The organism is Collinsella aerofaciens (assembly GCF_019131995.1).
Lineage (GTDB): Bacteria > Actinomycetota > Coriobacteriia > Coriobacteriales > Coriobacteriaceae > Collinsella > Collinsella aerofaciens_S.
Map to the genome: position 1 here is coordinate 1 of NZ_JAHONA010000016.1, position 22230 is coordinate 22230.

Here is a 22230-nt window from a genome sequence, read left to right on the forward strand (position 1 = left end):
AAAGAGAAGAGGCGGGGCATGCCCCGCCTCTTACACCACATCTCTGCGCGCTACCCCCAGCGACTAGTCATTTAAGAACGTCCCCAATGACTAGGTGTGGTTGCTGCCAAGGAGTGTCCCGGGGTGCCGGCACAAAAGGAACGTCCCTAACTGCCGGGTTTAGGCTGTTAGATCGAGTTCGTAGAGGAAGCTTTCGCGCGGCATGTCGTGACGGCGCTCTTCGCGGTTGGCGCGGTGCGTGGCCGTGCGCTTAAAGCCGTGCAACTCGTAGAACTTCCACGAGCAGTTGGAGTCGGTGTACAGGTGCGCCCTTGTCGCTCCAAGCGAGGACAGGTACGAGACCGCGGCATCGAGCAACACTGAGCCTACACCCAGGCCATGGACGTCGCGATCCACGGCAAGCAGCGTGACCTCGTTGTCGTGGGGCAACGGGCTGCTTTCGAGCAGGCGGTTGTTGGTTCGGATGGTTGCGCGCACAAACGAGAGATACTCGGCGCAGGCATCGGGCTCCAGCTCGCGCATTTGGGATAGTAGCGCGCGCTCGGCGTCCATCCAATGTTCGTCGATGCTGGCGCTGGCGGTCTGTCCCGCACGCGCAAGCGAAATGCCGCGCGCCTCGCCGTCAATTACGGCAACCTGTGAAAACGTCGAGGATGAAAGGCAATAGGCAAGATCGCACGCGGCCTCGAGGCGGTTGTACTCATCGTTATCCGAATTGTTGTGCCAAAGGCGCTGCAGAATCAGCGCGATGGCGTCGAAGTCTTCGGTATCAAACGGTCGGTAGAGAACCCGCGAGACCATGGTGCCTCTTTCTGTTGCGGATGCATATCGAGCACAGTTCTACCACGCCGTTGGCATCTAAATATGGTGCCCCTGTGTTCCATCAACTCACCGCGCCCGCCGCCGGCCCGTATCCTCCGCTCGCGAGCTTTTTCTGCACAAGCGGATGTTGCGGGGTGCATCGGCACGCTCGATGCGCTACATTGAATCAGTATTTTCAATGCCGCTGCGCGAGCGCTGCAGATCGACGTATCACCGACTCACAGAGCACGGCGGCGTACCAGACAGGAGGACTGCATGGGATCTGATGTGAAGATCGCACGCGCGTTGATCTCGGTTACCGATAAGACGGGTGTCGTCGATTTCGCACGGACGCTGGTTGACGACTTTGGCGTCGAGATCATCTCTACGGGTGGCACGGCTCGTGCCATCGAGGACGCGGGCGTTCCCGTAACCCCCATCGAGGAGTTCACGGGCTATCCCGAGATGATGGACGGCCGCGTTAAGACGCTGCACCCCAAGGTTCACGGCGCGCTGCTTGCCCGCCGCGATTCCGAGCAGCACATGCAGGAGGCCGCTCAGCACGGCATTAAGCTGATTGATCTGGTCGTCGTCAACCTGTACGAGTTTGAGAAGACCGTCGCCAACCCCGAGGTCACCTTCGCGGACGCCATCGAGCACATCGATATCGGTGGTCCCTCCATGCTGCGCTCTGCCGCTAAGAACGCCGCGAGCGTCACCGTCATCTCCGACCCGGCCGACTACGACGCCGTCCTTGCCGAGATGCACGAGACCGGCGGCTGCACCACGCTTTCCACCCGTCGTCGTCTGCAGGTGAAGGTCTACCAGACCACCGCCGCCTACGACACGGCAATCTCCCGTTGGCTCGCCGCCCAGGCAAGCGACGTGGCGGACACCTCCGCCAAGCTCGAGATCTCGCTGGAGAAGGTCGATGACCTGCGCTATGGTGAGAACCCGCAGCAGAAGGCTACGGTCTACCGCTTTGCCGAGGGCTGCGAGAACACCGCGAGCTCGCAGTTCCCGCTTGTGGGCTCCGAGCAGATCCAGGGCAAGCCGCTCAGCTACAACAACTACCTGGACGCCGACGCCGCCTGGAACCTGGTTCGCGAGTTCGATGAGCCTGCTTGCGTGATCCTCAAGCATCAGAACCCCTGTGGCTCTGCCGTGGCCGACGATATCACGTCCGCCTACGATCGCGCCTTCGCCTGCGATCCCAAGAGCGCCTTCGGCGGCATCATCGCCTGCAACCGTGAGGTCCCCTTTGAGCTGGTTGAGCACTTCGCCGACCAGAACAAGCAGTTCGTCGAGGTCATCATCGCCCCGAGCTACACCGACGAGGCGCTCGAGCGCATGGCCAAGCGCCCCAACCTGCGCGTGCTGGCCACCGGCGGCGTGGACCACGGCGCCCAGGTGGAGCTGCGCTCCATCGACGGCGGCATGCTGGTGCAGGAGGTCGACCATGTGACCGAGGACCCCGCGACCTTTACGTTCCCCACCGACCGCAAGCCCACCGACGCTGAGATGGCCGAGCTCGAGTTTGCCTGGAAGGTCTGCAAGGGCGTCAAGTCCAACGCCATCCTGGTTTCCAAGGGCAAGGCCGGCATTGGCATGGGCCCGGGTCAGCCCAACCGCGTTGATTCCGCACTGCTGGCCTGCGAGCGTGCCGAGGACTTCTGCGAGCGCGAGGGCGTTGAGAAGGGCGGCTTTGCCTGCGCAAGCGACGCGTTCTTCCCGTTCCGCGACAACGTCGATGTGCTTGCTGCGCACGGCGTGACCTGCATCATTCAGCCCGGTGGCTCCAAGCGCGACGACGAGAGCATCCAGGCCTGCAATGAGCACAATATTGCTATGGTGTTTACGGGCGCTCGCCACTTCCGCCACTAAGTTCCGCTTTGGGACAAAATAATCTCCGCAAAAGACGGCTGCTCCGTTTGGAGGGCCGTCTTTTTGGTATAAGAGGACGGAATGACTAACACGAAAGGTACAACCATGCCCCAGATTGATGAAGCCGAGCTGTTTGGCAATGCCGAGGATCAGCGTGCGTACGAGGACTTTTGCGCCAATCAGGAGGCGGTCGAGAAGTTTACGCTCGACAAGCCCGCGCTTGTCTGCCGTTGGCGCATGTCCAATAAAAAGGTGCCCATGCTCAACCGCCACATTCGCGCACTGTCCGAGCGCTTGGTGCAGGGCGAGCCGCTTACCCATAACATGCTCAGCTGGGCCAAGCAGCACGTTGAGTGGTCGCTTGCCGAGGGCGATTACACCGCACGCGACGGCGTGCTCATGCTGGTGATCGACGTCAACGGCAACGCCGCCATGACGGTGGGGGAGTACGAGCCGCTAACCGATACGTCGGCCAAGGCGCTGCGTGCCCGCTCCGCCGAGGCCCGCTCCGAGGCCGACGAGACCGGCGTGGCGCCCGAGCTGCTCGCCGCCGTCGATAACGGCGAGCTTGCCTTTGTGGCGCCGGCGGACGAGTGCCTGTGCGGCACGGCGACGCTCATTGAGCAGCTGGCCCAGACCAAGGGCATCCCGGTCACGCGCGTAGACATTCCCGCGCAGCTTAAGGGCGCGCTGTTCCTGGTGAGCGACGAGCACGGCGTGGTTCCCGCAACCGAGACGGACGCTGCGGAGGCCGACGCCGCCACGGTCGCCTTCTTTGCCGACGGCTACGAAAAGCTCCGCGCCCGCCGCTCCTAACCTCAAGGCGGGGTGGGCTTACTGAAGTGAGCGAGCGCGTTCGATTGCGTAGGCGAGCGACAGCTGCTCCATCTCCGGGGCGCATTTGTAGCTCAGTCCGGTGAGAGCTGTCACCTTATCGAGGCGATATCGAATTGTGTTCGGGTGCTGGCCAGTCTGCTTGGCGGTTTGCTCGATACGTCGGTCGTTCTCGATGAATGCGGCGAGTGTTGATTCCAGTTCGCTGCCATGCTCGCTGTCGTGCTCGCGTATCGGCGAGAGAATCGCCTCCGAGAACGATCGCATCTCCGGGGTTTCCGCAAAAGGCATCACGGTTTTCAGGATGCCGAGCTGCGTATAGCGGACGGGACCCTCGGCTCGTTGACAAGATAGGCGCTGTGCGTAAATCGCCTGCGAGATCGCCTGCGCCACCGCCTCGTCTCCAAACAGAATATCGCTGATGCCGAGCCCTTCCGCTCCGCCATCGATGCCGCTTGCCTCGATGAGCTCCGTGAGCGCCTGCACGATTCGCTCCACATCGAGCGTCTGCTCCGAGTCGCTTGTCGCTACGAATAGCAATCCTCCGTCATAGGGTGCCAGCATGTTGTGGCATCCGGCGAGGGTCGATTTTGCACAGAGACGTTCGATTTGCAAAAACGCACGCGGGTCGAGGGGTTCTGCAAACGATGCGAACAGGGCGACCGCTTCGTCCAGAAATGACGGGTTGAGGCTTCGGATGCGTCGGCAGATGGACTCGGGCGATACATCTGTCCTCAGGGCATCGATCTCGCGCTGTGCGAAGTCGATGGACGCGAGCTGCTCGATATGCCGTTTGACCTCATAGATGACGCTGTCAAAGAACAGTGAGTCGTCGGTCGTGAGAAAGACCGGGTAGTGCCGCGCGTTGGCGTAGCGGATGGCTTGGTCGGGAATCGGGATGTGCAGGACGTTTTTGATGATGAGACCGCTCGTTCCCTTGGCGACGAGGTATTTCACGGCTTCAGTGATGAGGTACGGATCGTCCTTCGCATAGAGGAAAGTGCTGAGGATGATCTCGTCTGAGCTGAAGTTGACGCGCTGGTACTTGTTCTTGAGGCCGGGCATGAGTTCATAATCGAGGATCCCGACGCCAGAGACGGCACGCGAGACGCCATCGCTGCCGGCGATTAGACGGACCGACCCCTCATATTCCCGTGAGAAGTCCGAGATGGTGTATAGCATTAGCATCACCTTGTAAATCATTACAATAAGTACCTGTACAAATAGGATAATCGCACATCCGTATGCCTTTGATGCGATAAATAGTTCGAATACCTGCTGATAGAACGAAAAATCAGATTGAGAATCGTTGTAGGTACCAACAAGAAATGATCCTTGGCGGCATCGTTCCTAAACCGTACAGTGAAGCAACGTAAAGCTTTCGCTGAGAGGAGCGATGATGGGGCAGATGGTGGTGCTATCGGCCGAGGAAGTTTCCAAGGTGCTGACGATTGAGGATGCAATCGCTGCCGTGGAGGAGGCATATCGCCAGAAGGCAACGGGCAAGGGCGTTGCGTGGCCGATGGTATATGAGCAATTCGAACCCGGCGTGGCCGATATGGATATCCGCTCGGGCGAGTTGGCGGGAAGCGGCCTCTTCGGTCTCAAGCTTACTGCTTGGTTCTCTCAGAACCCCAAAAAGGAGCTGCCTGAGATCTTTGGCACCACGCTGCTGTGCGACAACGCGACGGGCGAGCCGTTGGCGCTGCTCAATGTCTCTGCCGTCACTGGACTTCGCACTGGCGCCGCCGCTGCACTCGGTGCCAAGTGGCTGGCTCGGGCGGATGCGCCCAAACTGCTTGTTGCGGGTGCCGGCCACATGAGCACCTATATGGTGGCGGGCGTGCTCGCCGCCTGTCCCAAAGTGAGTGAGGTCAAGGTGTGGGAGCCGGTTTCCGATGCCGCGCCCGAGGCCCGCGTCGAGCGCATGCGAGACGAAGTCGCCCATATCTTGGGCGCCTGCGAGCATGCTCGCGAGGCATCCACCTATTCCATCGAGGCGACGGCCGACGGCCAAGGCGCCGCGGCAGAGGCCGACATCATCGTAACGATCACGCCGGCGACCAAGCCCATCATTCCCGATTCATGGGTGCGTCCTGGTACGCATATCTCCTGCGTCGGTGCCGACATGCCCGGCAAGCAGGAGCTCGCCTCGGCGCTTGTCGCCCGTGCCGCTGTTTACGTCGACGACCGCGAGCAATCGGTCGCGTCCGGTGAGCTGGAGATTCCGGTTGCCGAGGGTGTCATCACGCCCGAGGACATCAGAGCGGAGCTCGGCGAAGTCATCGCCGGCACGGCTACGGGGCGTTCGGATGACGAGCAGGTGACGGTGTTCGATACGTCGGGCATCGCCGTTCAGGACCTTTCGGCATCGAAAATCGCCTACGACCGCGCCATCGAGGCGGGGCTGGGCACCGTGGTGGAACTGTAAGAAAGTCAAGGAAAGGAAACGACAATGCAGATCAAGGATTTCGCCGTCGAGCAGTGGATGAACGAGTGGGAGACCAAGTGCACCCACAACGTTGCGGAGACGTGCGTCTACTCCCTCACGCTCGACCAGCTGTTCGAGCTTACGAACACCGACAAGAAGGCGTGGCTCGATAGCCTGTGCTCGCGCCGATTCACCTACGGAGACATCGAGGGGCAGCCCGGCTTCCTCGAGGGGGTTGCGCGTCTCTATAAGACGGTCGAGCCCGGGCATATCGTGCCCACGCACGGCGCGACCGGTGCCAACTCCCTGGTTATTTCCACGCTCGTCGAACCGGGCGATCACGTAGTCTCCGTCAAGCCCACCTACCAGCAGCTTTACTCGATTCCCGAGATGTGCGGCGCGAAGGTCGATATCCTTCAGCTCGACCGCAAGAACGGCTACCACGTCGACGTCGACGCGCTCGATGCTCTGGTGACCGACGATACCAAGCTCATCTGCATCAATAATCCGGACAACCCCACGGGCGCCCTGCTCGACACCGAAACGCTCAAGGCGATTGTCGAGGTCGCACGCAAACACGACGCGTGGGTGCTCTGCGACGAGGTCTACCGTCTGCTTACTCAGACGGATGAGTACTCCGAGTCCGTGATCGACCTGTACGACAAGGCCATCGTCACCGCATCCATGTCCAAGGTCTGGTCGTTCGCCGGCCTGCGTCTGGGCTGGGCGGTCACCAAGAGCCCGGAGCTCCGTCGCGCGCTGCTCTCGCATCGCGACTACAACCTGATTTCCGCCGGCATATTCAGCGAGTCGGTGGCGGAGCTGATTCTGGGCAACGCTTCCGTGATCCTTGAGCGCAGCCGTCGCATCGTCCGTCAGAACCTTGCTGTTCTGGAGAAGTGGGTCGAGAGCGAGCCGCACCTGTCGTTCGTCAAGCCCGAGGCGGGTACCACCGCACTCGTGTATTACGACTACGACATCGACTCCAGGACGTTCTGCATCGACATGATTAAGAAGTCCGGCGCGCTCGTCACTCCGGGCGATTGCTTCGAGGAGCCCAAGAGCATGCGCATCGGCTATGCATACTCCGATAACACCGATGACTTGCAGAAGGGCCTGGATGCCATCTCCGCGTACATGCGTACGCTCGAGTAGAGACTCGAGGTCGAAGTGATGGGGCCGATCGGCTCAGGCCCGAGGGCTCCTATTTTCTCTCAAGGCTACCGAACACTTTTGTCATATTAGGTGCCCACGGGGTCGTATCGCTGCGACGCCGTGGGCATAATGGTGTGGAAGGTGCAAGTTACGCGAAATGGGAGGACACATGGCGCTAATCTATATCGTTGAGGATGACGAGCCCATTCGTCGCGAGCTTGCCGACATCCTTGCCCGTGCCGGTTTTGAGGTCGAGGCCTGCGAATCGTTCGAGCATGTTTCGCGCGATATTCTCGCCGCCGCGCCCGACCTGGTGCTGCTCGACCTCACGCTCCCTGTCAAGGACGGCCAGCATATCTGCCATGAGGTTCGCCGCGAATCCGAGGTTCCCATCATCGTCCTCACGTCGCGCGCGACCGAGATTGACGAGGTCATGGCCATGACGCTCGGCGCGGACGACTTTGTTCCCAAGCCCTACAGCGCCCGTGTGCTCGTGGCGCGCATCAATGCCTTGCTGCGTCGCACCGCGGCGGCGGGCGAGCGCAGCACGCTCGTCCACAAGGGACTGGAGCTCGACCTCGCACGCTCCATGGTCACCAACACGCAAACGGGCACCAGCACCGAGCTCACAAAAAACGAACTGCGTATTCTCTCACTGCTTCTGAGCCGCGCGGGCAAGATTGTTTCGCGCTCGGCCATCATGCAGGATCTGTGGGACTCCGACGCCTTCGTGGACGACAATACGCTTACCGTCAACATCAACCGCCTGCGCACCACGCTCGAAAAAATCGGCATCAAGGGGTATTTGACGACGCACCGCGGTCAGGGCTATTCGGTCTAGGGGCCGGCTATGTCGTTCGCCAAATTCTTCAAAGATGCGCTGCTTCCCGTCGCCGTGTGGACGTGCGGCGTGCTGCTGAGCTGCTTTGTGCTGACGGTCGCCGGCGCACCCGTTTCCATCGTGGTCGTGGCGGTCGGCGTGTCCTTTATCTTTGGCATGCTGGGCATCGTGATCGAGTACGCGCGCCGTCGTCGTTTTCTGCGCCAGCTGGAGCGTGCGGCAGAGGAGCTCGAGAGTCCCGCATGGGTGCAGGAGATGGTGCAATGTCCGACCTATGCCGAGGGCGAGCTCGAGTACGAGGTCTTGCGCCGGGTGGGCAAAGCCGCTTGTGACGAGGTTGCCGAAGGCAGGCGCCAGACCGATGACTATCGCGACTATATCGAGAGCTGGGTCCACGAGGCCAAGCTGCCTCTGGCGGCAGCCCATCTGATTTTGGAAAACCTGGACGGCAGCGAAGATGATCTGTCGCGCGTAGATGATCTCGGTCGCGAGCTTGCCCGCGTGGAGCGCTATATCGACCAGGCGCTCTACTATGCGCGCTCGGAGGTTGTGGAGCGCGATTATCTGATTCGACGTTGGAACCTCAAGGCTCTGGTGACGGGCGCAATCAAGGCCAATGCGCGCGAGCTCATCGCGGCACACGTGGCGCCGGTGTGCGAGAACCTCGACTTTGAGGTCTTTACCGACGAGAAGTGGCTCGAGTTTATTCTGGGCCAGCTCATTCAGAACAGCATTAAATATGCGCGTGAGGACGGCGCAAAGATCGTGTTTTCGGGTGCGTTGCTGGACGAGGGTCTGGCAAGCGAGCGCATCGAGCTTACCGTCGCGGACAACGGCTGTGGCGTGTGTGCGGCAGACCTGCCTCGCGTGTTCGAGAAGGGCTTTATCGGCGACAACGGCCGCACCACCAAGCGCGCAACGGGCATCGGCCTCTACCTGGTGGCGCGTCTGTGCTCCAAGATGGGCATCGACGTCACCGCAGCATCCGAGCCTGGCGAAGGCTTCGTCGTAACATTCGCCTTCTCGACCAACAAATTCCAATACTTTGAGTAGCGCATGCGGCAGACGTCCGCCCAAACAAAAATGTGCCGCCCCAAACAAAACGTGCCGTCCCGTTTGGGGCGGCACGCCATTTTTCTATCAGCCAACTCGCTGAAGTAAGGCTGCGAAGGCCGCGGGGCCGGGAGGGGTTTCCTAAGGGCACATCCCGCAGCCGCAACGCGGCGAGGACGTGCCCGTGGAAACCCCGCAGGCCCCACGGCCGGTGGGAGCAACGCTACTTTACGACCAGAATGTCGCAATCCGTATTGCGCAGCAGGAACGTCGAAATCGAACCCAGCAGCGCATACTTGATCGAGGACAGGCCGCGGGCGCCGCAGAGCACCAGGTCGGGCTTAACCACGTCGAGCATCTCGTCCTTGAGCGTCTCGCGAATGCGGCCGGCGCGAATCATGACCTCGACCTCGGGAATATCGGGATTGGCCTTGGCCTCTTCGAGCTGCTTGGCGATGGAGTTCTTAAATGCCTCCTCTAGGCCGTTGACCAGATCGACCGGATAGGAACCGGCGCTCTCGAGCGCCGTGGAATCGATAACGTGGCCGATGATTAGCTTGGCGCCGTTGTTCGCGGCGACCTTGATGGCGCGTGCGAGCACAAAATCCTGCTGCTCAGTACCGTCGAGTGAAACAAATACCTTGGTGTAGCCCTCGTTCATGGTTTCCTCCTTGGTCTATCGCACGGGCGCGGGGCTCGTGCATCGGGCGGGCGCGGGCGCGTTGGCCGCCGGACACTTTATCTTGTTGCAGTTATACCCAAGGATTTGGGTTTGACCGCTCGCAATTCTGTGAACGGGCGAGTTTTTTGGTAAGGGTAGGCGTAGACGCGCCCGAACGGTTGATAATGGGACATCGCCCGCACCGTCCGCAGAACAATATCGGCGGGTGTCTAACGAGGGGGTCCCTTTGGATATTATCGAGCTTCTAAAATCTGCCTTCATGGGCCTGGTCGAGGGCATCACCGAATGGCTGCCTGTTTCGTCGACCGGTCACATGATCTTGGTGGACGAGTTCGTCAAGATGAACGTGAGCGAGACGTTCTGGAATATGTTCCTGGTCGTGATTCAGCTCGGCGCCATTCTGGCCGTCTGTGTGCTGTTCTTCCATGAGCTCAATCCGTTCTCGCCCAGCAAGGGCAAGGAGGGCCGTCGCGACACCTGGGTGCTGTGGGGCAAGATTGTGCTCGGCTGCATTCCTGCGGCGGCGATCGGCCTGCCGCTCAACGACTGGATGGAGGAGCATTTCTACAATGCTCCCGTCGTGGCGCTGGCGCTCATTGTGTACGGCGTGCTGTTTATCGTGATCGAGAACTGGCGCGCGAGCAAGCGCGAAGAAATGGCCGTTGCCGGTTCGTTTGGTTCGCGTGCTGTGGTGTCGGGTGGACGTCCCGCCGGTGCGCACTTTGCGGCGCCCGCCGCGGCTGCCGCTGAGGATGAGGGCGATGACGAGGATCTGGACTTTGGTTCCATCACCACGCTCGAGGACCTGAGTTGGAAGACCGCCCTGGGCATCGGATGCTTCCAGGTGCTCTCGCTGATTCCGGGCACGTCGCGCTCCGGTTCCACCATCATCGGCGGCCTGCTTTTGGGCTGCACGCGTTCGGTGGCGTCCAAGTTTACGTTCTTCCTGGCCATCCCCGTCATGTTTGGCGCGAGTGCGCTCAAGCTGGTCAAGTACTTCATCAAGGGCGGTACCTTTGGCGCCAACGAGATCGCCATCCTGGGCGTGGGCTGCGTTGTGGCCTTTGTGGTTTCGCTCATCGCCATTAAGTGGCTCATGGGCTTCGTTCGCCGTCACGACTTTAAGTGCTTCGGCGTCTACCGCATCATTCTGGGCATCGTGGTGCTTGCGTACTTCTTCGTCTTGGAGCCGATGCTCGGCCTCTAACTTAGTCGACGCTGCGCGGCGGTCTGGGCGACAACTTGTCATTCAAAGGGGGTGGCATGACCAAAAGGTCTATGCCACCCCCTTTTCATGCCAATTTGTTCGCCCTGACCGTCGCTCGCTGCTGCTGCCATGACATCGGCGGTTTCGTGATTGTCAATAGATTGGTGCAAAGTAACCTGACCCCATTGCGCCAGATCCGCTGGGGCGGGCCTGACGGTGACGCACGGAGTCGTGGTGTGATTTGCGTCGGTGTCCGCGCGGCTCGGTATACTGGTACGGCTCAAACTATGGCGCCGCCCGCAGGCGCGCCGTCCGTCAGATGAGGAGTCGCCCATGACCCAGCCCTTGCCCTGGGAAAAGAATGCCGCGGTACCCGTGCCGCCCGCGCCGGAACCCGTGCCGCTCGATGCATACACTGCCCCCGCTGCGCCGGAGCCCGAGCTCGTCCCGCTCGACATCTACGACGCTCCCGCGCCGGCACCCAAACCCGCCAAGCCGCTCGTCGACATCGACAGCCTTAATTCCGCCCAGCGCGAGGCAGTTCTGACCACCGAGGGCCCGTTGCTGGTGCTTGCCGGCGCCGGCTCGGGCAAGACCCGCGTCTTGACCTTCCGCATCGCACATATGCTCGGCGACCTGGGCGTTAAGCCCTGGCAGGTCCTGGCCATCACGTTTACCAACAAGGCCGCGGCCGAGATGCGCGAGCGTCTGGCAGCGCTCATCCCCAGCGGCACCCGCGGCATGTGGGTGTGCACATTCCATGCCATGTGTGTGCGCATGCTGCGCGAGGACGCCGACCTGCTGGGCTACACCGGTCAGTTCACCATCTACGACGACGATGACTCAAAGCGCATGGTGCGCGACATTATGCAGGCGCTCGGTATCGAGCAAAAGCAGTTCCCCATCAACATGATCCGCAGCAAGATTAGCTCGGCTAAAAACGCCATGATCGGGCCCGAGGACATGCTCAAATCCGCCGACAGCCCTAATGACAAAAAGGCCGCGCAGGTCTACCTGGAGCTGGAGCGCCGCCTGCGCGCCGCCAACGCGATGGACTTCGACGACCTGCTCGTGCGCACGCTCGAGCTGCTGCGCACCCGCCCCGAGGTGCTCGACAAGTACCAAGAGCGTTTCCGCTACATTAGCGTCGACGAGTATCAGGACACCAACCACGTCCAGTACGAGATCGCCAACCTGCTGGCCGCCAAGTACCAAAACCTCATGGTCGTGGGCGACGATGACCAGTCCATTTACAGCTGGCGTGGCGCCGACATCACCAACATCCTGGACTTTGAGAAGGACTTTAAAAACTGCAAGACCGTCAAGCTGGAGCAGAACTATCGCTCTACGGGCCATATCCTGAGCGCCGCCAACGCCGTGGTGCGTCACAACTCGCAGCGCAAGGACAAGCGCCTGTTTACGGCCGAGGGCGACGGCGAGAAGATCCAGGCCTTCCAGGCAAGCGATGAGCGCGATGAGGGCCGCTGGATTGCCGGCGAGATCGAAAAGCTGCACTCCAAGGGCACGAGTTACGACGATATCGCCGTGTTCTACCGCACCAACGCCCAGTCGCGTATCCTCGAAGATATGTTCCTGCGCGCAGGCGTGCCCTACAAGATTGTGGGCGGCACGCGATTCTTCGACCGTGCCGAGATCCGCGACGTCATGGCCTACCTCAAGATGATCGTGAACCCGGCCGACGAGATGAGCGTCAAGCGTGTCATCAACACGCCGCGCCGCGGCATCGGCTCCACCTCGATCCAAAAGATCGAACAGCTGGCGCGCGACAACCGTTGCTCGTTCTTCCAGGCTTGTGAGATCGCGTGCGCCGAAACCGGCATGTTTAGCGCCAAGGTGCGCAACGGCCTGTCGAGCTTTGTGTCGCTGGTGCGCGAGGGTCGCCGCATGGACGGCGAGCTCAAGGACGTCGTCGAGATGATTGTCGATAAGACGGGCCTGCTGCAGGCTTTCCGCGCCGAGGGCACCATGGAGTCCGAGAGCCGCGCCGAGAACATCCAGGAATTCCTGGGTGTCGCTGCCGAATTTGAGGAGACGCACGAGGATATCGAAGGCACGCTCGAGAGCTTGGAAGAGCTGCGCGCTGCTGGTGTTGCCGATGTGCCCGCCGACGTTGAGCCCGAGCCCGTTGTGGTGAGCGCGCCTGCGCCCGAGCCCGGCCCGTCTGCGCCCGCGTCTTCGTTTGAGGCACTCGTCGGCGCGCGCGATGCCGCAGGTTCCAATCCGCTCGATAGCCTAGCCGCCCCGGCGCTCTCGCCGCAGGATGCCCTGGCCGCCGCCATTGCGGGCAACGCGTATGCCGCGCCGACGGAGATGCCGGCGGGTGCCGTGCATGCCGACGAGATTGAGCGCACCTACGGTCCGCTCACCTGTAAGGCGCTGCTGGCGCTCATGGAGTGGCTGGCCCTGCGCTCCGACTTGGATTCCCTGGCCGGCGAGACGCATGCCATCACCATGATGACCATCCACTCCGCCAAGGGCCTGGAGTTCCCGGCGGTGTTCGTGGCCGGCATGGAGGAGGGTATCTTCCCGCACGTGCACGACTTTGGCGGCGGCGATGACCCGGGCAAGCTCGAGGAGGAGCGTCGCCTGGCCTACGTCGCCATCACGCGCGCCCGTAAGCGCCTGTTCTTGACCTATGCGGCCACGCGTCGCACCTACGGCTCGACCTCTGCCAACCCGCGCTCGCGCTTCCTCAACGAGATTCCGTTTGAGGATATCGAGTTTAGCGGCATCGGTTCTGCCGGTTTTGAGGGCACGGGCTGGGAGAAACGCGGCGACCGTCACGGCACCTTTGGCTCGGGCATGGGCTCGGATATGTACGGCGGCAAGGTGTTTGGTTCGCATACGCGCTCGACCGGCGGTTCCGGTTCGCGTGGTGGATCGAGCTTTGACGATTTCTTTGGCGGCAGCAGTTACGGGACCGAGCGCCATCGTGGGGTCTCGCCCGACGCCGGCCGTGTTGCCTCGACCTTTGGCTCAGGCGCGCCGCGAGCTAAAAAGCCGTCGTCCAAGGTGTCCCCGACGGTGGAGCGCAAGGTCGATCGTGCTAGCGCATCACAGGACTTTGCCGCAGGCGATACCGTGAGCCACAAGACCTTTGGCACGGGTACCGTGATCTCGGTCGCCGGAGACATGATCGAGGTCCAGTTCGAAAAGACCGGCCAGACCAAAAAGCTCATGAAGGGATTCGCTCCGATCGTCAAGCTGTCATAATCCCGGCGGACCTGGGCGGGCGTATGGGGCAACATCGCCTGCTCGGGCAGTCCTGCTCGCACGGAGAGCACATTAAGTGCTCTCCGGCTCGTGCGGAACTCGCGATCGATGTTGCCCCATACGCCCGCCCAGGTCCTTAGATAACGTTGCTTGCGAACGTCGCTTTGCCCGTTCGCTTTTTGGTCTGGAGGGCCGGGTGGGCTGAATACTTAGACATGGCAAGGGGCTCCCCCGTTAAAGAACGGGGGAGCCCCTTGTTGCGTTTTGAATGGTGCGCTTGGCTTTGATGATTGATGATTTTATACGATTCAGTATAATTTCAGATAGACGCTAAAATGTAACCGAAATGAAAACGGTGATTGTACATGCTGATAAACTGCCTCCCAAAAAGACTCTTCTCTTTAGAGCTCGCTATCGACCCGGAGCCAGTTGAGATGCAGATTCCTCGCATGTATCTTGAGCGGTATTCGCTTCGCTTGGCACGGCTCGGCATGTCTAAACAGGGCCGTTTTATTGTTGCGGAACCAAAGGAACCGCCCAGTGTCATTTCGGCGCGAAATCTCGTCAGTGCGGTGCGCAAGTTAGATGTTCACCCGGTGGTAATTTGCTGGGATGCTATGGATTTAGGTTTTATGCGCGCGCTTTCTTCGGAGGGAATCGCATATATCCGAGATGAGCGAAATGCGTTCCTGCCGTTTATCGGAGCCGTTATTTCCGATGAGGTGCTGGGTGCTTCTCCCGCTGCTCCGCTTTCGCCCCAATCTCAACGAATCGTCCTAAATCTCATTGCGGGACGATGGGTTGACTGCTCCGCCGGCGACCTAGCGCGTCTGTGTGGCAAAAGCGCGGCAAGCGTCAGCGGCTATCTTTCGGAAATCGCCGCTATAGCTCCTGGGTTGATTATGCGGGACGGCAAAAAGCGTATATTGTGCGACGCCGGGCTGTCGACCGAGACGTTGCTAGATGGGTTTGAGGACTATCTTCGCACGCCAGTTTTAGAGCGAATCCGGCTCAAGAAGGTTATCGAGAGAACAGAGCTACGTGCCGTTGATGCGCTGCTTTCCGGTGTGTCTGCCCTTAGCTATATGTCCGACCTTGCCCATGAAGACTCTGCTCCAACCATTGCTCTCGAAAAATATCAGCTAGAGGCCTTGAAAGAGCATATGGGCGACAGATGGCTGGAGGCTCAGTGGTACGAACCGGCGGCAGTTGTGATTGAGGTCTGGTCGTATCCCGTGGACGCGCCGTCCGATATTAGTTTTGACGCGACGGGTTTGCAGTGTGTCGACCCGTTTTCCTTATACGTTGCTTGCGCAAAAGCAGATTACAAAGAAGATCGTCTGCTCGACGCGGTCGAACAGCTCAGGAGGACGATATGTCAAAAGTGAGGGGAATAGAGCGATTTGCCGATGCCATGAGCGGCTGTAAAGGCGGTTACGTCCTTATTGGTGGAGGGGCCTGCAGCGTTCTATTTGACAATGAGGGCGATTCGTTTAGAGCTACTGAAGACTTGGATATCGTCGTAATTGTTGATGGGGAAGGCGTTGAATTCGCCACTGCATTGTGGGCATTTATCAAAGCTGTCGGATATGAGACTGGGAAGGTCGGCGATGGAAAGTGCACTTACTATCGGTTCTGTTTGCCCGAAGGATCAAGGCAAGTCCTAGACTATCCCGGCCAAATTGAGCTATTCGCCCGACATCCTGATTTTGTGCTCGAAGATGAAACGAGCGAAGTGGCACCTCTTTCCTTTGACGGGGCCGTATCAAGTCTTTCGGCAATTATTCTCGACGATGGCTACTACGAATTTATTCGCGACAACGCAATGAACGTAGAGGGCATTACGTTGCTCGATGCGCTCCATATCATTCCCCTCAAGATGCGTGCACACATTGATATCAATAGGAGCTATGAAGAAGGGCGCCATTGCAACGATAAAGATCGACGAAAGCATCGCTCGGATATTGTTCGACTTGCGGGTTTGTTGCCGCCTTCGGCTCGCTTGGAGCTAATAGAGCAAATGAGGGCTGACGCCGGAGACTTCTTTGCGGACTTTTCTTCTTATGTAAATCGGCAGACCGATCGTAAAGAGAGAGCGCGTCTTCAGGACACATTATCGTTTCTCGAAAAGGTCTACCTATAGGCACCTTGATTCGTTATGTATGGTGAGGGGCTCTCCCGTTTGATGAGCGGGGGAGCCCCTTGTTGCTTTTTGATTGTCGTAACTAGCCAGAGGCTCGCCGGGACGGGACGCGGGGTTTGGTCGATCGCGAGTTCCGCACGAGCCGGAGAGCACTTAATGTGCTCTCCGTGCGAGCAGGACTGTCCGAGCAGGCGACCAAACCCCGCGCCCCGTCCCGGCGAGCGCTTGGGGACCGGTGGCCTACAGGTGGCTGATGATCAGTTCCATCTTGCCTTCGAGGTCGATGGAGCTGACGGTGCTCGGGGCCAGCAGGTGGCTTCCCTTGTGGACGGGGTCGCCGCAGACGGTGCCTTCGCCGTCGATGACCGACAGGCACATGAAGGGCCAGCGCTGGTCGAGGGTCTTGCTGCCGTTGGCGCGCACGCGATCGACGGTGTAGCAGGGGTTGGACTCGAGCTCGGTCACGCCGTCCACCTCGGGCGCGGTCACCGTGCCGTCGGTCGGAGCCTGAGCATCAAAGTCGATGCAGTCGAGGCTCTGCTCAATGTGCAGCGGGCGCAGCTTTCCGTCGGTGCCGGGGCGGTCGTAGTCGTACAGGCGATATGTCACGTCGCTCGACTGCTGCGTCTCCAGAATCAGCGTGCCGGTCTTGATGGCGTGAACGGTGCCGGAGTCGATCTGGAAAAAGTCTCCCTTGTGAATCGGCAGCACGTTGAGCATCTCGTCCCAACGGCCCTCCTCGATCATCTGTGCAGCCTCGGCGCGGTCGTGCGCGCGCTGGCCGACAATGATCGTGGCACCGGGTTCGCAGTCCAGCACATACCAGCACTCGGTTTTGCCCAGGCTGCCGTTCTCGTGCTTGGCGGCGTACTCGTCGTTGGGATGAATCTGGATTGAAAGGTCGTCCTTGGCATCCAGAATCTTAATGAGCAGCGGGAACTCCTTGCCCTCGCAATTGCCAAAGAGCTCGCGGTGCTCGGCCCACAGCCATGAAAGCGTGTGGCCTGCATACGGGCCCTCCGCAATCTGGCAGTCACCGTTGGGATGGGCCGAGATGGCCCAGCACTCACCGATGGGACCCTCGGGAATGTCGTAACCAAATACGGTTTCGAGCTGGCGGCCACCCCAGATCTTCTCGTGGAAGATCGGCGTCAGTTTAATCAAATCGGACATATTCATACCCCCATTATGTTGCGCGGGCGTTGCACAAAACAGCTCAAAACGAGCGCCCGCGTGACTACAAAAACTTATGCCAACGTTACGTTGTGCAACTCAAAGCGGTCGCCAACGTTGCGCGAGACCGAATACTCAAAGGCGGCGCCGCTGTCCAAAAAGCCAATCTGGGTGAGCTCGAGCAGGGGAGAGCCAAGTTTGGTGTCCAGACGCTCGGCTTCTTCCTCGGTTGCTGCCACGGCGCGAATAGTACGGTGGAAGCTCGAAATCTTCAGCCCACATTGCTCGCGGATGAAGCGGTAGACTGATCCGTACAGGTCCTTCTTTTTAAGGCCTGGAATCAGCTCGAGGGGCATGTAGGTGTACTCGATAACGATGGTCTTCTCATCGGCCTGACGCACGCGCACGACGTGATAGGCAAAGTCATCCTCGGCAATTCCCAGCTGGGCTGCGATGTCCGCTGGTGGATTAACGATCGAGAAATCGTAGACCACCGAGGTCACCTTCTCCCCGCGGTGCTCATATGAAAAGCCCTGGGCACGGTCGTTTTTGCCCTGGAAAAACGCCTGGCCGGGAAGTCCCGCCGTGTCCTTAACGTAGGTACCCGATCCGCGTCGGCTGGTAATAAGACCTTCCTCGGTGATTTGTTCAATAGCTCGTTTGACGGTGATTTTTGAAACGCTATAGAGCTCGCAGAACTCAACGACGGTGGGAAGCTTGTCGCCCGGTTTAAGAGTGCCATCCTCGATGCTTCGACGAATATCTGCAGCTATCGCCTCGTATTTGGGAATCATTGAACCTCCTTTCCGACATATATCAATACGCAAGTAAGTATAACCCTTAACAAGGCACCCATATAACCTTTATCTAAGAAGCTCGAGAAAGAAAAAAGAAAAAGACGCTTTACTTTTAGAATTAGAGCGCTATAGTTTAAGCAACGAACGGAATCTTTCCGCAGAACAGGATCGACCGTTTGGGGACGGTTTTGTTTTGGCGGGTTGGATATCGGTATGACCGGTGCGCGCCCGCGCCGGATAACCTGCCAAAGCAAACCCGTCTCCAACCGGAAGCTCTAGAACACGAAAGCGAGGACTTTGATGGCACAGTATCAGCTGCCCAACGACTTCTTCTTTGGCGCTGCTATGTCCGGCCCGCAGACTGAGGGTCAGTGGAACCAGGGCGGCAAGCTCGAGAACCTGTGGGACACCTGGTCCATCCAGGATCTGGGCTCGTTCTACAACTGCGTTGGCTCTTACGCCGGCAATGACTTTATGGCCAAGTACCAGGAAGACCTTCGCATTTTGAAGGACTTGGGCCTGGATACCTATCGCACTTCCATCCAGTGGAGCCGTCTGCTCGATGCCGACGGCAACCTCAACGAGGAAGGCGCCGCGTGGTATCACGAGTTGTTCCGCGCCTCTCGCGAAGCCGGCCTGGAGCCGTTTGTCAACTTGTACCACTTTGACATGCCCACCTACCTTTTTAACCGTGGCGGCTGGGAGAGCCGTGAGGTTGTCGAGGCTTACGCACATTACGCCGACGTCGCCTTCCACGAGTTTGGCCAGGAGATCAAGTACTGGTTCACCTTTAACGAGCCCATCGTCGAGCCCGAGCAGCGCTATCAGGAGGGCGTGTGGTTCCCGCAGCTCCACGACTTTAGCCGCGCTCGCACCGTGCAGTATCACATCTCGCTGGCACATGCGCTGGCCGTGGCCAACTACCGTCGCGCCTATGACGAGGGCGCCGTTCGCAGCGATGCCAAGATCGGCATGATCAACTGCTTTACCCCGGTCTACACCAAGGAGAACCCCAGCGAGGCGGACCTCGAGGCCGTGCGTATGACCAGCGGCATCAACAACCGCTGGTGGCTCGACCTCATTACCAAGGGCGAGCTTCCCGCCGACGTGCTCGACAGCCTGGCCGAGGGCGGCGTTAAGCTTCCGTTCCGTGCCGGCGACCAAGAGATTCTTAAGCAGGGTGTTGTCGACTGGCTCGGTTGCAACTACTACCACCCCACGCGCGTTCAGGCGCCGGCGAGCAAGATCGACCAGTACGGTCTGCCGCACTTTGCCGACGAGTACGTGTGGCCCGACGCCGTTATGAACGAGAGCCGCGGCTGGGAGATCTACCCGCAGGGCCTCTACGACTTTGGCATGGACTGCGCTAAGAACTACCCCGATCTTGAGTGGTTCGTTTCCGAGAACGGCATCGGCATCATGGACGAATACAAGAACCGAGACGCCGAAGGAACCATCCAGGATGACTACCGCGTCGACTTTGTACGCCAGCACCTGGAGTGGGTTGCCAAGGCAATTGCCGAGGGCGCCAAGTGCCGTGGATACCATTATTGGGCCGTCATCGATAACTGGTCTTGGGCGAATGCCTTTAAGAACCGTTACGGTTTTGTCGAGGTCGACCTTATGGACGGCTACAAGCGCCGCCTTAAGAAGTCGGCAGCTTGGCTCAAGCAGGTCGCCACGACTCACGTGGTTGATTAGCGAACGGGCGAACGCCCAGACCGCGCGCCGCTGCGCGCAACACATGGCACATCTGGTGGCAGAGGGCGACAGACCACCGTGCGCATAGGAAAAGGCCGGATTTGAAAGTTAGGAGCAATCATGGCCAGTGACAACGGAAAGAGCTTCCTCGACAAGTTTGCCGAGGTCTCTGCGAAGGTGGGAAACCAGGTTCACCTGCGTTCCCTGCGTGACGCCTTCGCGACCATCACGCCGCTCTATATCCTTGCGGGTATCGCGGTTCTTATTAACAACGTCGTGTTCCCTCTGTTCCCGCTCGATGCGGCGGGCCTTGCCAACCTTCAGACGTGGGGCTCGGCAATTACGCTGGGCACCCTCAACGTCTCTGCCATTATCTTGGCCGGATTGATTGGCTACAGCCTCGCTAAGAACAAGCGTTTCGATAACCCGCTCGCTTGCGTGGTCGTCGCTATCTCTGCTTTCGTCATCATGATGCCGCAGCAGATCACCGCCTCGCTTGCCGCCACGAGCCCGCTGCTCACCGACAAGATCACCTCCGCCGAGGTCACGGGCGCCCTTTCGACTGCCAACACCGGCACCAACGGTCTGTTCTCGGCTATTATCATCGCCCTGCTTTCCGTCTCGCTCTTCATCAAGATTTCTGGCGTCGAGAAGCTCAAGGTTAAGCTGGGCGAGGGCGTGCCTCCCGCGGTCTCCAACTCCTTCAACGTCATGATCCCGATGCTGCTCAACCTCGCGATCTTCGCTCTTGCCGCAGCCCTGCTCGCCGTGTGCGCCGGCACCGATCTGTGCACCATCATCTCCACGTGCATCTCCAACCCGCTCAAGAGCATCATGAACGCCGGTCCGTGGGCTGTTATCCTCATCTACACCCTTGCTAACCTGCTGTTCTGCGTCGGTATTCACCAGTCCACCATCTCTGGCGCTACCGTCGAGCCGATCCTGACCATGCTCATCGTCGACAACATGGCTACCTTTGCCGCCGGTGGCACCATCCAGCCCGATCACTACATGAACATGCAGATCGTTAACAGCTTCGCCCTCATCGGCGGCTCGGGCTGCACCCTCATGCTTCTGCTCGACACGCTCCTGTTCTCCAAGAACAAGGCTTCCGAGACCGTTTCCAAGATGGCTATCCTGCCTGGTCTGTTCAACATCAACGAGCCGGTTATCTACGGTTACCCCATCGTGTACAACCTGCCGCTCATGATCCCGTTCGTCCTTCTTCCCGATCTGTTCATCGGCATCACCTATGGCCTTACCTGCGCAGGCATCATCAGCCCCTGCATCGCCCAGGTGCCCTGGACCATGCCTCCCGTCATCAATGCCCTGCTCGCTACGGGCTTTGACTGGCGCGCCGGCGTGTGGCAGGCTCTCGAGATTGTCATTGGCATGGCCGTCTACCTGCCCTTTATGAAGATTTCCGAGAAGGCAATCGCCAAGCAGGAGGCTCTCGCCGAGTAGAACGCCTAACGTTCGTCCCTTTCACCTTTGCGGGCGCCGGTACGCGGTGCCGGTGCCCGCGGCTCTCTCCCTTGCGTAAAGATACAGGGGAGCGGGCACAATAGCCGCAAGGAATACAACCAGTTGTCGTCTGCGCGCCGCGCAGTTATAAGGAGGAAACCATGAAGAAGATCATGCTCTGCTGCAATGCCGGCATGTCCACGAGCCTGCTGGTCCAGAAGATGCAGGCCGAGGTTGCAAACCGTGGTCTGGATATTGAGGTCGAGGCTCGTCCCATGAACGAGGCCCACGATCACCTGGACGAGTGCGACATGTTGCTGCTTGGTCCGCAGATCGGCTACACCAAGGGCGATTTTGAGAAGGAGGCCGCCGGTCGTTTTCCGGTCGAGGTCATCAACATGGTCGACTACGGCCGCATGAACGCTGCCGGCATCATCGACCACTGCGTCAGCGTGATGGGCTAGGTGCTCCGCATGGAGGATATGAACGAACTGCAGATGACCTGCTTCGAGATCATCAGCTACGTCGGTACCGCCAAGAGCATGTACATCAATGCCGTGCAAAAGGCCAAGGAGGGCGATTTTGACGCCGCCGAGGAGCTTATCAAGCAGGGCGACGAGGCCTATAACGGTGGCCACGATGTTCACATGGGGCTTCTGAAGAAGGAGGCCAACGGCGAGCGTAACGGCGAGGCCCCGTTGATTTTGCTGCATGCCGAGGACCAGATGGCCGGCACCGAGACCATGCGCGTCATGGCGACGGAGCTCATCGAGGTTCACAAGCAGCTGCAGGCACTTCAGGCCTAGTCGGCGTTATCGCCGCGACGGACC

19 protein-coding genes are annotated in these 22230 nt (G+C 59.7%); 14 read left to right on the forward strand and 5 right to left on the reverse strand.

Annotated elements, in window-relative coordinates; genetic code table 11:
* Window positions 1-159 precede the first annotated feature (159 nt).
* Window positions 160-801 (reverse strand): GNAT family N-acetyltransferase, encoded by a 642-nt coding sequence (locus KSY82_RS06340; RefSeq protein WP_217750582.1) that lies wholly within the window; start codon window positions 799-801, stop codon window positions 160-162.
* Window positions 802-1077: 276 nt separating this feature from the next.
* On the opposite strand from KSY82_RS06340, the gene purH reads away from it, so the two are divergent.
* Both purH and KSY82_RS06350 read left to right on the forward strand, forming a co-directional pair.
* Complete coding sequence (purH, locus tag KSY82_RS06345; protein WP_217750583.1) at window positions 1078-2685, forward strand: bifunctional phosphoribosylaminoimidazolecarboxamide formyltransferase/IMP cyclohydrolase; 1608 nt, start codon at window positions 1078-1080, stop codon at window positions 2683-2685.
* A gap of 105 nt (window positions 2686-2790) precedes the next feature.
* On the forward strand, window positions 2791-3501 hold the full coding sequence (locus KSY82_RS06350; RefSeq protein WP_254881748.1) for a hypothetical protein: 711 nt from the start codon (window positions 2791-2793) through the stop codon (window positions 3499-3501).
* 18 nt (window positions 3502-3519) lie between these two features.
* Here the strand turns inward: KSY82_RS06350 and KSY82_RS06355 are convergent, their stop codons facing one another.
* The gene (locus tag KSY82_RS06355; protein WP_217750585.1) at window positions 3520-4701 is read right to left on the reverse strand and encodes a PucR family transcriptional regulator; all 1182 of its coding nucleotides are present in this window, start codon (window positions 4699-4701) and stop codon (window positions 3520-3522) included.
* Between the two features lie 217 nt (window positions 4702-4918).
* On the opposite strand from KSY82_RS06355, the gene KSY82_RS06360 reads away from it, so the two are divergent.
* The 4 genes from KSY82_RS06360 (at window position 4919) to KSY82_RS06375 (ending at window position 8999) form a co-directional block, all read left to right on the forward strand.
* Window positions 4919-5950, forward strand: a complete 1032-nt coding sequence (locus KSY82_RS06360) for an ornithine cyclodeaminase family protein (RefSeq protein ID WP_217750586.1) — start codon at window positions 4919-4921, stop codon at window positions 5948-5950.
* 24 nt (window positions 5951-5974) lie between these two features.
* Entirely contained in the window at window positions 5975-7105 is a 1131-nt protein-coding gene (locus KSY82_RS06365; protein WP_217750587.1) for an aminotransferase, read from the forward strand.
* 169 nt (window positions 7106-7274) lie between these two features.
* Window positions 7275-7946, forward strand: coding sequence for a response regulator transcription factor (locus tag KSY82_RS06370; RefSeq protein WP_217750588.1), 672 nt, complete (start codon window positions 7275-7277; stop codon window positions 7944-7946).
* Window positions 7947-7955: 9 nt separating this feature from the next.
* Window positions 7956-8999 (forward strand): sensor histidine kinase, encoded by a 1044-nt coding sequence (locus tag KSY82_RS06375; protein ID WP_217750589.1) that lies wholly within the window; start codon window positions 7956-7958, stop codon window positions 8997-8999.
* A gap of 223 nt (window positions 9000-9222) precedes the next feature.
* On the opposite strand, the gene KSY82_RS06380 is transcribed toward KSY82_RS06375, so the two are convergent.
* Window positions 9223-9660, reverse strand: coding sequence for a universal stress protein (locus KSY82_RS06380; RefSeq protein ID WP_006235921.1), 438 nt, complete (start codon window positions 9658-9660; stop codon window positions 9223-9225).
* A 247-nt stretch (window positions 9661-9907) separates the two neighbouring features.
* Here KSY82_RS06380 and KSY82_RS06385 point away from each other — a divergent pair, with 247 nt between their 5' ends.
* From KSY82_RS06385 to KSY82_RS06400, 4 genes are all read left to right on the forward strand, one after another.
* The gene (locus tag KSY82_RS06385) at window positions 9908-10888 is read left to right on the forward strand and encodes an undecaprenyl-diphosphate phosphatase (protein ID WP_217750590.1); all 981 of its coding nucleotides are present in this window, start codon (window positions 9908-9910) and stop codon (window positions 10886-10888) included.
* Window positions 10889-11221: 333 nt separating this feature from the next.
* Window positions 11222-14122: an ATP-dependent helicase gene (locus KSY82_RS06390; RefSeq protein WP_217750591.1), complete on the forward strand. Its 2901-nt coding sequence runs from the start codon at window positions 11222-11224 to the stop codon at window positions 14120-14122.
* A 365-nt stretch (window positions 14123-14487) separates the two neighbouring features.
* A complete protein-coding gene (locus KSY82_RS06395; protein WP_195364285.1) occupies window positions 14488-15510 on the forward strand; it encodes a hypothetical protein in 1023 nt (340 codons plus the stop codon).
* Window positions 15498-16265: a hypothetical protein gene (locus tag KSY82_RS06400; RefSeq protein WP_217750592.1), complete on the forward strand. Its 768-nt coding sequence runs from the start codon at window positions 15498-15500 to the stop codon at window positions 16263-16265. Before KSY82_RS06395 ends, KSY82_RS06400 begins: the two co-directional genes overlap by 13 nt.
* Window positions 16266-16505: 240 nt before the next feature.
* On the opposite strand, the gene KSY82_RS06405 is transcribed toward KSY82_RS06400, so the two are convergent.
* Window positions 16506-17444 carry a type I phosphomannose isomerase catalytic subunit gene (locus KSY82_RS06405; RefSeq protein WP_217750593.1) on the reverse strand — a complete coding sequence of 313 codons (939 nt, stop codon included), beginning with the start codon at window positions 17442-17444 and terminating at the stop codon, window positions 16506-16508.
* Window positions 17445-17512: 68 nt separating this feature from the next.
* A complete protein-coding gene (locus KSY82_RS06410; protein ID WP_217750594.1) occupies window positions 17513-18232 on the reverse strand; it encodes a GntR family transcriptional regulator in 720 nt (239 codons plus the stop codon).
* A gap of 303 nt (window positions 18233-18535) precedes the next feature.
* Between KSY82_RS06410 and KSY82_RS06415 the strand changes: the two genes are divergently transcribed.
* The 4 genes from KSY82_RS06415 to KSY82_RS06430 all read left to right on the forward strand — a co-directional run bounded on the left by KSY82_RS06415 (window position 18536) and on the right by KSY82_RS06430 (window position 22206).
* Complete coding sequence (locus KSY82_RS06415; protein ID WP_117769925.1) at window positions 18536-19936, forward strand: glycoside hydrolase family 1 protein; 1401 nt, start codon at window positions 18536-18538, stop codon at window positions 19934-19936.
* 120 nt (window positions 19937-20056) lie between these two features.
* The gene (locus tag KSY82_RS06420; RefSeq protein ID WP_118226878.1) at window positions 20057-21400 is read left to right on the forward strand and encodes a PTS sugar transporter subunit IIC; all 1344 of its coding nucleotides are present in this window, start codon (window positions 20057-20059) and stop codon (window positions 21398-21400) included.
* A 161-nt stretch (window positions 21401-21561) separates the two neighbouring features.
* On the forward strand, window positions 21562-21864 hold the full coding sequence (locus tag KSY82_RS06425) for a PTS sugar transporter subunit IIB (protein ID WP_035137700.1): 303 nt from the start codon (window positions 21562-21564) through the stop codon (window positions 21862-21864).
* Between the two features lie 9 nt (window positions 21865-21873).
* Window positions 21874-22206: a PTS sugar transporter subunit IIA gene (locus tag KSY82_RS06430; protein WP_197736861.1), complete on the forward strand. Its 333-nt coding sequence runs from the start codon at window positions 21874-21876 to the stop codon at window positions 22204-22206.
* The last annotated feature ends 24 nt before the right edge of the window (window positions 22207-22230 follow it).

Coding starts and splice junctions, on each gene's coding strand:
- KSY82_RS06410 (WP_217750594.1), bottom strand. CDS start 18,232: ATGATTCCCAAATACGAGGCGATAGCTGCAGATATTCGTCGAAGCATC.
- KSY82_RS06390 (WP_217750591.1), top strand. CDS start 11,222: ATGACCCAGCCCTTGCCCTGGGAAAAGAATGCCGCGGTACCCGTGCCG.
- KSY82_RS06375 (WP_217750589.1), top strand. CDS start 7,956: ATGTCGTTCGCCAAATTCTTCAAAGATGCGCTGCTTCCCGTCGCCGTG.
- KSY82_RS06365 (WP_217750587.1), top strand. CDS start 5,975: ATGCAGATCAAGGATTTCGCCGTCGAGCAGTGGATGAACGAGTGGGAG.
- KSY82_RS06380 (WP_006235921.1), bottom strand. CDS start 9,660: ATGAACGAGGGCTACACCAAGGTATTTGTTTCACTCGACGGTACTGAG.
- KSY82_RS06350 (WP_254881748.1), top strand. CDS start 2,791: ATGCCCCAGATTGATGAAGCCGAGCTGTTTGGCAATGCCGAGGATCAG.
- KSY82_RS06340 (WP_217750582.1), bottom strand. CDS start 801: ATGGTCTCGCGGGTTCTCTACCGACCGTTTGATACCGAAGACTTCGAC.
- KSY82_RS06355 (WP_217750585.1), bottom strand. CDS start 4,701: ATGCTATACACCATCTCGGACTTCTCACGGGAATATGAGGGGTCGGTC.
- KSY82_RS06405 (WP_217750593.1), bottom strand. CDS start 17,444: ATGAATATGTCCGATTTGATTAAACTGACGCCGATCTTCCACGAGAAG.
- KSY82_RS06400 (WP_217750592.1), top strand. CDS start 15,498: ATGTCAAAAGTGAGGGGAATAGAGCGATTTGCCGATGCCATGAGCGGC.
- KSY82_RS06370 (WP_217750588.1), top strand. CDS start 7,275: ATGGCGCTAATCTATATCGTTGAGGATGACGAGCCCATTCGTCGCGAG.
- KSY82_RS06415 (WP_117769925.1), top strand. CDS start 18,536: ATGGCACAGTATCAGCTGCCCAACGACTTCTTCTTTGGCGCTGCTATG.
- KSY82_RS06420 (WP_118226878.1), top strand. CDS start 20,057: ATGGCCAGTGACAACGGAAAGAGCTTCCTCGACAAGTTTGCCGAGGTC.
- KSY82_RS06395 (WP_195364285.1), top strand. CDS start 14,488: ATGCTGATAAACTGCCTCCCAAAAAGACTCTTCTCTTTAGAGCTCGCT.
- purH (WP_217750583.1), top strand. CDS start 1,078: ATGGGATCTGATGTGAAGATCGCACGCGCGTTGATCTCGGTTACCGAT.
- KSY82_RS06430 (WP_197736861.1), top strand. CDS start 21,874: ATGGAGGATATGAACGAACTGCAGATGACCTGCTTCGAGATCATCAGC.
- KSY82_RS06425 (WP_035137700.1), top strand. CDS start 21,562: ATGAAGAAGATCATGCTCTGCTGCAATGCCGGCATGTCCACGAGCCTG.
- KSY82_RS06360 (WP_217750586.1), top strand. CDS start 4,919: ATGGGGCAGATGGTGGTGCTATCGGCCGAGGAAGTTTCCAAGGTGCTG.